This is a genomic window from Phenylobacterium sp. (assembly GCF_030697305.1).
In the GTDB taxonomy this organism is placed as follows: domain Bacteria; phylum Pseudomonadota; class Alphaproteobacteria; order Caulobacterales; family Caulobacteraceae; genus Phenylobacterium.
Genome location: NZ_JAUYQL010000016.1, coordinates 1 through 8143 on the forward strand (window position 1 = coordinate 1; position 8143 = coordinate 8143).

Consider the following 8143-nt stretch of genomic DNA (forward strand, 5'->3'; position numbering starts at 1 on the left):
CCAGTGCGACAGCCTGCTGATCGGCAAGGACTGCGCGGCCCACACCACGCCTTACGTTGAGGCGCGCAACGGCCATTGCGTATTCGAGCACGAAGCCACGACCACCCGGCTCTCCGACGACCAGCTATTCTACGCCATGCAACGCGGCCTTCCCCAGGAGGAGGCCGTGCAACTTCTGGTCAACGGCTTCGTCAAGGAAGTCCTCCAGGAGCTCCCCATGGAGTTCGCCGTCGAGGCCCAGAAGCTGGTCGCGATCTCCCTGGAAGGCTCCGTCGGATGACGGGCGCGCACCGCCAGCATGTCGCCCGGCGCATCATCGCCGAGATGGCGCCACCCCCATCCCCATCCCTTCCCCCCTCCAGGGGGAAGGGAGAGAAGAAAGTCTACTGATGCTGTCGATCCGCAACCTGCACGCCCAAGTGGATGGCAAGGAAATCCTGAAGGGGCTGACGCTGGAAATCCCCAAGGGGGAGGTCCACGCGATCATGGGGCCGAACGGGGCCGGCAAGTCGACGCTGTCCTATGTGCTGACCGGCCGTCAGGGCTACACGGTCACGGCCGGCAGTGCGCACCTGGACGGAGAGGATCTGCTGGCGTTGGCGCCCGACGAGCGGGCCGCGCGCGGGGTGTTCCTGTCGTTCCAGTATCCGCTGGAGATTCCCGGCGTGGCGGCGCTGACCTTCGTGCGCACGGCGATGAACGCCCAGCGACGCGCCCGCGGCGAGCCCGAGGTCTCCGCGCCGGAATTCCTGAAACTGGCCCGCGCTGCGGCGGCGTCCTTGAAGATCGACTACGAGATGCTGAAGCGCGCCCTCAACGTCGGGTTCTCCGGCGGCGAGAAGAAGCGGATGGAAATTCTGCAGATGGCCATGCTGCAGCCGCGCTTCCTGATCCTCGACGAGACCGACTCCGGCCTCGACATCGACGCCTTGAAGATCGTGGCCGATGGGGTCAACGCCTTGCGTTCACCTGAGCGTGGGATGCTGGTGATCACCCACTATCAGCGACTGCTCGACTATATCCGGCCAGATCGCGTTCACGTACTGGCTGACGGCCGGATCGCTGCGTCCGGCGGGCCGGAGCTGGCGCTCGACCTCGAACGCGATGGCTACGACAAGTACGCCAAGGCCGCCGCATGACCCTGGCCGCCGCCATACGATCTGGCGACGTCACCCTGCTTCCCAGTCGGCGGGACGAGGATTGGCGCTGGACCGACCTGCGCGGTCTGCTGCGCACGCTCCCGACGCCGTCGCCGGAAACCGACGCGGCGGTCGCGCCAGGACCGTTCGGCGCTCTGGGCGATTCGGAGATCCTGGTGGTCAATGGCCGCCTGCGCGATGACGCCGCCTCGACCCTGACCGTGCGGTCGGGTGAGAAGCGCACAGTGCGTCTGCGCTTCGTTTCAGCCAGCCCGCAGAGCCGCCACGAGGCGCGGCTGACCATCAACGTCCACATGGGCGCCGACCTGACCCTGCTGGAAAGCCATGAAGGCATGGCGGAGGGCTATGTCGCCGCCTCGGGGCTCGACATCCGCGTCGATGACGGCGCGCGGGTGGAGCGGCTGGTGATCGCCGCCGACGACGCCGACGCGGTCAACGTCAGCCAGGCTGAGGTGGTGCTGGCGGCAGGCGCGCGGTTCTCTCAGACGGTGCTGACCGACGGCGCAAAGCGCCAGCGGCTGGAGACCCGCCTGACCCACCCCGGCGACAAGGCGGATGTCCACCTCGACGGGGTCTATCTGATAGGAGGCCGCGGGCACGCCGACCTGACCACCAGCGTGCACCACCAGGGGCCGGGCGGGACCACGGAGCAGCTCACCAAGGGTGTCGTGCGCGATCAGGCGCGGGCCGTGTTCCAGGGCCGCATCGTGGTCGCCAGAGGCGCTGATCAGACCGAAGCCCGCATGGGCCATCACGCCCTGATCCTGTCGGACCGGGCCGAGGTGGACGCCAAGCCCGAACTGGAAATCTACGCCGACGACGTCTCGTGCGCGCACGGCAACACGGTTGGCGCGCTGGATGAGGACGCGCTGTTCTACGCGCAGCAGCGCGGCGTACCCTATGACGAGGCGCGCGCCATGCTGGCGGAAGCTTTCGTCAGCCAGGTCGTGGAGCGGATCGAACACGAGGGTGCGCGCGCGATCTGCGCCGCCTGGGCCGCAGCCCGAGTGAAGATCTGAGGATGGCTTTCGACGTCGCCCAGATCCGCAGTCAGTTCCCGATCCTGTCGCGGCAGGTGAATGGCAAGCCGCTAGTCTATCTCGACAGCGCGGCCTCGGCTCAAAAACCGCGCGCTGTGATCGACGCCATGGTCCAGGCGATGGAGACCTCATACTCCAACGTCCACCGAGGCCTGCACACGCTCGCCAACGAGACGACGGAGGCCTATGAGCAGGCGCGCAAGTCCGTCGCCGCCTTGATCGGCGCGGACATCGGTGAGGTGGTGTTCACCAAAGGCGCCACAGAGGCGATCAACCTGGTGGCCGCCGGGCTGGGCGCGTCGCTGCAGGCGGGCGATGAAATCGTGCTCACGGAGATGGAGCACCACGCCAACATCGTCCCCTGGCATTTCCTGCGAGAGCGCAAGGGGATCATCCTGCGCTTCGTTCCGGTCACCGACGACGGACGGCTGGATCTGGAGCAGTTTCGGGCGCTGCTGACGCCCAAGGTCAAGGTCGTGGCCTTGACCCACATGTCCAACGTGCTCGGCACGGTGAATCCAGTCGCAGAGATCGTGCGCCTGGCGCACGAGGCGGGGGCTGTGACCCTGGTCGACGGCTGCCAGGCGATCGTCCACCAGCCCGTGGACGTGAAAGCGCTGGATGCCGACTTCTACGTGTTCTCTGGCCACAAGCTCTATGGCCCGACCGGTATCGGCATCCTCTACGGGAAGGCCGCGCGCCTTGCCGAACTGCCGCCCTATCAGGGCGGAGGCGAGATGATCGGCTCTGTCAGCCTGGAGGCGATCACCTATGCCGACCCGCCGCACAGGTTCGAGGCCGGCACGCCGCCGATCCTCGAAGCGATCGGTCTGGGAGCCGCAATCGAGTGGCTGAACGGTGTCGATCGCGCCGCCGCCGCCGCGCACGAGGCCGCTCTCTACGCCCATGTGACCGAGCGACTCGCCGGGGCCAACTGGCTGAGAGTGCTCGGAGAAGCGCCGGGGAAGGGTGCGATCCTGTCGTTCACCGTGGAAGGCGCTCACGCCCACGATGTCGCGCAGATTCTAGACCGCTACGGGGTGGCGGTGCGCGCCGGCACCCATTGTGCAGAACCTTTGATGCGACGTTTCGGCGTCACTTCGAGCGCACGCGCATCATTCGCCCTATATAATACCCACGACGAGGCCGAGGCCTTCGTCGATGCTCTCACCCGGACCCAAGCTTTTTTCGCCTGATCATGACCGACACAGCCAACATCGAACCGACCTCGCCGCAGCTCAGCCAGGAGCAACTCGACCGCCTTACCGATCTGATGATCGGCAAGCTGAAGACGGTCTATGACCCGGAGATCCCGGTCGACATCTACGAGATGGGCCTGATCTACAAGGTCGACATTTCCGACGACCTCGACGTGGCGATCGATATGACGCTGACGGCGCCAGGTTGCCCGGTGGCCGGCGAGATGCCCGAATGGGTTCGTGACGCCGTGCTAAAGGTTCCTGGCATAAGGTCATGCAAGGTCGACCTGGTGTTCGACCCGCCGTGGACGCCCGACCTGATGTCGGACGAGGCCAAGCTCGCCCTGAATATGTTGTGACCATGGAAAACCTCGACATCGTTCCCTCCGGCCGCGGCCGGCGTCCTCGCCCCAAGCTGGTCACCCTGACCGAGCGCGCGGCAGAGCGCGTGCGCGAGATCATGGACAAGGCCGAGCAGCCCTATGCCGGGCTGCGTGTCGGCGTGAAGAATGGCGGCTGCGCCGGCCAGGAATACGTCCTGGAATACGCCCAATCCGCCAACCCCATGGACGAAGTGGTCGAGGACAAGGGCGTCACCATCCTGATCGAACCCAAGGCGGTGCTGTTCCTGGTGGGCTCTGAGATCGACTACGAGTCGACGCGACTGGCTTCGAAGTTCGTGTTCCACAACCCGAACGAAACCGACGCCTGCGGATGCGGCGAAAGCGTCACGATCGAGCCTGCGAAGCTCTAGGCCTCGGCCGGCTCGGGCTTGCGGCGCGCATCGTTGGGGTTGGCCACCAGTAAGGACGGCCGCACAGGCTCTCCCGTCGCCATGGCTATCAGCTCCTGCGATCGGCCCTCCACCGCCTCCTCGAGGCGCTTGAGGAACGGCGTGCGGTCCAGGCCTGGCGCGATCGGGTCGAGGAATTCGATGGTGGCTGTCCCTGGCGTCTTCTTGAAATCCGTCTGCCGCCAGAACAGCCCCAGGTTGGTCGCTACCGGCACGACCGGCAGGTTGAAGTCCCGCGACATGTAGAAGACGCCGGTCCGATATCGGAACCGTTCGCCAGGCTTTGACAGCGCGCCTTCCGGGTAGATCAGGATTCGGCGGCCCTCGGCGTGAGCGGCCGCGGCGCTGGCGGCGAGCGCACGGCGTGCTTCGGGCCCGCCGCAGTTGTCGACCACGATCGCCCCGAGCTTGCGCAGGATCCCGCGCAGCAGCGGCACCCTCTCCAGATGATCGCCGGTGACGAACGCAAGGTTGTCGACGTTGGCGAACATCACGAAGCCATCGCCCCAGGAGTGGTGCTTGGCGGCGATGATGAAGGCGCCTTTCGGCAATCGCTCCTGGCCGCGCAGCTCGACCTTAATGCCGGCGAAAACGCGCATCGCCCAGAGCATGCGCCGCGTATAAAGGCGGATCGCCCAGGCCATCGGCGCGCGGCCGGGCAGGGCCGACAGCACCGCGGCGAGGATCGCGTAGAACAGCGACAGCCACCAATAGGCGACGGCGAACAAAAGGCTGCGCATGTGAGGTCGTTCTCTTGCCGTCTGCTGAGGGAGCGCTTCAGGAGCCGATGAAGCGTGCCGGGCGTTTCTCGAGGAACGCGGCGATGCCTTCACTCGCATCCGCGGTCCGCCCCGCCAGGCGTTGGGTCACCCGTTCGGCGTGAAGCTGTTCTTCGAATGAAGACTCGAGACCGCCCCAGACGAGGCGGCGGATGTGTCCGAGCGAAGCCGGGCCGTCGGCAAGTTGGCGGGCGAGCGCGGCTCCGGTCGCCTCGAGCTCGGCGTCAGGGACGCAGCGGTTGATCAATCCCCATTCCAGCGCCGTCCGTGCGGGGATCTTCTCGCCCAGCAAAGCCATCTCCATGGCCCGCGCCTTGCCGACCAGTTGGCCGAGCAGATAGGTCGACCCGCCGTCCGGAACGAGGCCGATGCGTCGGAACGCCTGCAGGAAGTAGGCGCTCTCGGCGGCGACCACGATGTCGCCCATTAGCGCGAAGGAGCAGCCGACGCCGGCGGCCGCGCCATTGACCAGCGTCAGGATCGGCAGCGGGTGATCACGGATGGCGACGACCAGTGGATTGACCACCGTCTCGAGCGCCATGCCGAAGTCGGACTCCACGTCGCTCGCTTGCCCAGAACCGCCGAGCGAGGTGAGGTTGGCTCCGGAGCAAAAGCCCCGCCCAGTTCCCGTGAGGACGATGCAGCGGGCGCCGGATGCGGGGTCGGCGAAGCGCTTGAATGCGGCGTACAGACCGTCGAACACTTCGCCATCGGCAGCGTTCATCGTGGCCGGGTCGTCGAGCACGATCCTGGCGACACCGGCCTCGACGCTGGTCTTCACTTTCTTCTGGCTCACCGTCGCGTCCCTCGCACCCGCCGCTCAGAGGCGACTTGCGCGGGAGCCTAAAGCAGCGCCGCGACCGAGGTAAGGGACTCAGCCGAAGTAAGAAACTCAGGCCGCGTTGGCCATGTCCTCGGCGCTGGTCGTGCGGTTGCGCCCTCGATGCTTGGAGGCGTAGAGCGCCTCGTCGGCCCTTTCCATGAGGGCAGGGGGCTGTTCCCCAGGGCGACGCTCGGCGAGGCCGGCCGAGACCGAGACCGTACCCAGATCCTCATTGGTCGACCGGCGCTTCAGCATGCGCGACGACACCTCGCGGCGGATGGTCTCCAGCACTGCGAAAGCGGACGCGGCGGTCTCGTTGGGAAACAGCAGCGCGAATTCCTCACCGCCGTAACGCGCGACGACCCGCGGGGCCGAGCCCATCTTGCCGATGACGCTGGCGACGAAGCGCAGGACCTGATCGCCTGTCTGGTGGCCCCAGGTGTCGTTGAAAGATTTGAAGTGGTCGATGTCGATGACCGCAAGCGTCAGCGGCCAACCGCTTTCGTCTGCTTCGTCGCAAGCACGGTCGAGCTCGTCGTCGAACGCCTTGCGGTTGGCCAGATTGGTCAGGCCGTCGGTCGTGGCGTCGCGGCGCACCTGCTCCAGGTGCTCGCGAAGGCGGTTGACCTCGTTGGTGGAATCCTCGAGCCGCTCTTCGAGCGCCCGGTTCTCCTTGTGCACCCGGCGGGTCGCCGCGGTGAGGGTGGCGATCGTCTGGCGCAGTTCGGCGGGGTCCTGTTCGTCGTCCAGCACGCGGCTGGCGCTGGCCAGGGTCTCGCCATAGACCTCGCTGGACTTTCGCGCCGTCTGGATCGCCTTGGAAACCGAGGCCAATTCCTTGGACAGGGCGTCGCCGGCGTCGCGGATGTGGTCGTTCAGGCGCGCCTTCGGCAGGTAAGTCGCGGCCAGCTCATCGCTGACCGTGTCGGTGAAGGCCTCGCCGCTGTCGATCAGCCGGGCGATTTCACGGGCCAGGGCGCCGTCGGGCGCGGCCACAACGTGGGTCCAAAGTTCGAAGTTCAGCGCGGTGGGCCAAACCCGGTGGCGCTCCATCTCTTCGAGCGCCCTGCGGGCCACCTCAAAGGCGCCAGGCCCCCGCAACATGGTCTCGACATCGCCGGACATAGCGCATCCTCAACTCGGCCATGCCCACCCCCCGGGGCGCACGGCGTTTCGCGCTAGTGAGACTACAGGCGAGAGTCAAACGAGGCGTTAAGCCGCCGCTATCGGCCGCGCTCCGCGACGATCAGTCTTCGCTTGCGGGACGCGTCGGCGGGCGCATCAGGAAGGCTGGCGTATCGGCGCCGAAACCGACCACGCCGCTGCGATCATCGTCGTCGCGGTCACGCCGAGGGCGTTCGCGATCACGTTCCTGGCGGCGTGGCGCGCGGGCCTCGCGTTCAGCCGATTCACGTACCGGCGTTTCGCGAGGTGAGGCTTCACGAACCGGAGCCTCACGGGCCGAAGCTTCGCGCAACTGGGGTTCGGCGGTGGCGACTTCGCGTGGCCCGGCGTCCCGTCCTGCCGAACGGCGTCCGCGCGGGCGGCGCGGCGCTTCGGAGGTTTCGGCCGGCGCGGATTCAGCAACCGGTTCGGCGCTGACCGCAGGCTGCGCATCCTCAACCGGAGCCGCATCCGCTTGCTCGGGCCGGCGGCTTCGGCCACCGCGCTCGCGCGACGGGCGTTCCGAGCCGCCGGAGCGGCCGGCGCGGGCCGGACGGCCTTCTTCCTTGATCTGCGACCAGTCGACGTCGAGCACGACTTCGTCCGGCGCCATGCCGATCAGCTTCAGCACCTTGTCGAGCTGGCGGCCGTCGGCGGGGGTGACGATCATGTAGGTGTCGCCGGTGAGACCGGCGCGGCCCGTACGGCCGATGCGATGGACGTAGTCGTCGGCATGATGCGGCACGTCGTAGTTGAACACGTGGCTGACAGCCGGGATATCCAGCCCGCGGGCCGCGACGTCCGAAGCCACCAACAGACGTAGCTCGCCCTTGCGGAACGATTCCAGCGTGCGCATGCGCGTCTGCTGGTCGAGGTCGCCGTGAATCGGAGCCGCGTCAAAGCCATGTGTTTTCAGCGATTTGGCGACCACATCGACTTCGGATTTGCGGTTACAGAAGACGATGCCGTTCTTGACGTCGGCGCGACCGACCAGGGCGCGCAGGGCGGTGCGCTTGGCCTTGGGGTCAGAGCTCGGCACGCGGGCGATGTGCTGCTTGATGGTCTCGGCCGTCTGCGCCGGGCGCGAGGCCTCGATACGGACTGGATCGTTGAGGAACTGCTTGGTCAGCCGGGTGATTTCCGGCGGCATGGTGGCGGAGAAGAACAGCGTCTGCTTCTTCGGCG

General features: G+C 66.9%; 10 protein-coding genes. 6 read left to right on the forward strand and 4 right to left on the reverse strand.

Going from position 1 to position 8143, the window contains the following annotated elements; all coding sequences use genetic code 11:
- From Q8R27_RS01720 to Q8R27_RS01745, 6 genes are all read left to right on the forward strand, one after another.
- Window positions 1-280, forward strand: a 280-nt coding sequence (locus Q8R27_RS01720; protein WP_305697387.1) for a SufD family Fe-S cluster assembly protein, incomplete at its 5' end; no start/stop codon positions are given.
- A gap of 109 nt (window positions 281-389) precedes the next feature.
- The gene (gene sufC / locus Q8R27_RS01725) at window positions 390-1139 is read left to right on the forward strand and encodes a Fe-S cluster assembly ATPase SufC (RefSeq protein ID WP_305697388.1); all 750 of its coding nucleotides are present in this window, start codon (window positions 390-392) and stop codon (window positions 1137-1139) included.
- Window positions 1136-2179 (forward strand): Fe-S cluster assembly protein SufD, encoded by a 1044-nt coding sequence (gene sufD, locus Q8R27_RS01730; RefSeq protein ID WP_305697389.1) that lies wholly within the window; start codon window positions 1136-1138, stop codon window positions 2177-2179. The genes sufC and sufD overlap by 4 nt, the downstream gene beginning before the upstream one ends.
- A 2-nt stretch (window positions 2180-2181) precedes the next feature.
- Complete coding sequence (locus Q8R27_RS01735) at window positions 2182-3396, forward strand: aminotransferase class V-fold PLP-dependent enzyme (RefSeq protein ID WP_305697390.1); 1215 nt, start codon at window positions 2182-2184, stop codon at window positions 3394-3396.
- Window positions 3397-3398: 2 nt separating this feature from the next.
- A complete protein-coding gene (locus Q8R27_RS01740) occupies window positions 3399-3758 on the forward strand; it encodes an SUF system Fe-S cluster assembly protein (RefSeq protein ID WP_305697391.1) in 360 nt (119 codons plus the stop codon).
- Between the two features lie 2 nt (window positions 3759-3760).
- The gene (locus Q8R27_RS01745; protein ID WP_305697396.1) at window positions 3761-4153 is read left to right on the forward strand and encodes an iron-sulfur cluster assembly accessory protein; all 393 of its coding nucleotides are present in this window, start codon (window positions 3761-3763) and stop codon (window positions 4151-4153) included.
- Here the strand turns inward: Q8R27_RS01745 and Q8R27_RS01750 are convergent.
- The 4 genes from Q8R27_RS01750 to Q8R27_RS01765 form a co-directional block, all read right to left on the reverse strand.
- On the reverse strand, window positions 4150-4932 hold the full coding sequence (locus Q8R27_RS01750; protein WP_305697392.1) for a 1-acyl-sn-glycerol-3-phosphate acyltransferase: 783 nt from the start codon (window positions 4930-4932) through the stop codon (window positions 4150-4152). The two genes, Q8R27_RS01745 and Q8R27_RS01750, sit on opposite strands and share 4 nt — an antisense overlap.
- Before the next feature lie 37 nt (window positions 4933-4969).
- The gene (locus Q8R27_RS01755; protein WP_305697393.1) at window positions 4970-5767 is read right to left on the reverse strand and encodes an enoyl-CoA hydratase/isomerase; all 798 of its coding nucleotides are present in this window, start codon (window positions 5765-5767) and stop codon (window positions 4970-4972) included.
- 96 nt (window positions 5768-5863) lie between these two features.
- Window positions 5864-6919: a diguanylate cyclase domain-containing protein gene (locus Q8R27_RS01760; RefSeq protein WP_305697394.1), complete on the reverse strand. Its 1056-nt coding sequence runs from the start codon at window positions 6917-6919 to the stop codon at window positions 5864-5866.
- Window positions 6920-7040: 121 nt separating this feature from the next.
- A partial coding sequence (locus tag Q8R27_RS01765; protein WP_305697395.1) for a DEAD/DEAH box helicase occupies window positions 7041-8143 on the reverse strand: 1103 nt, incomplete at its 5' end.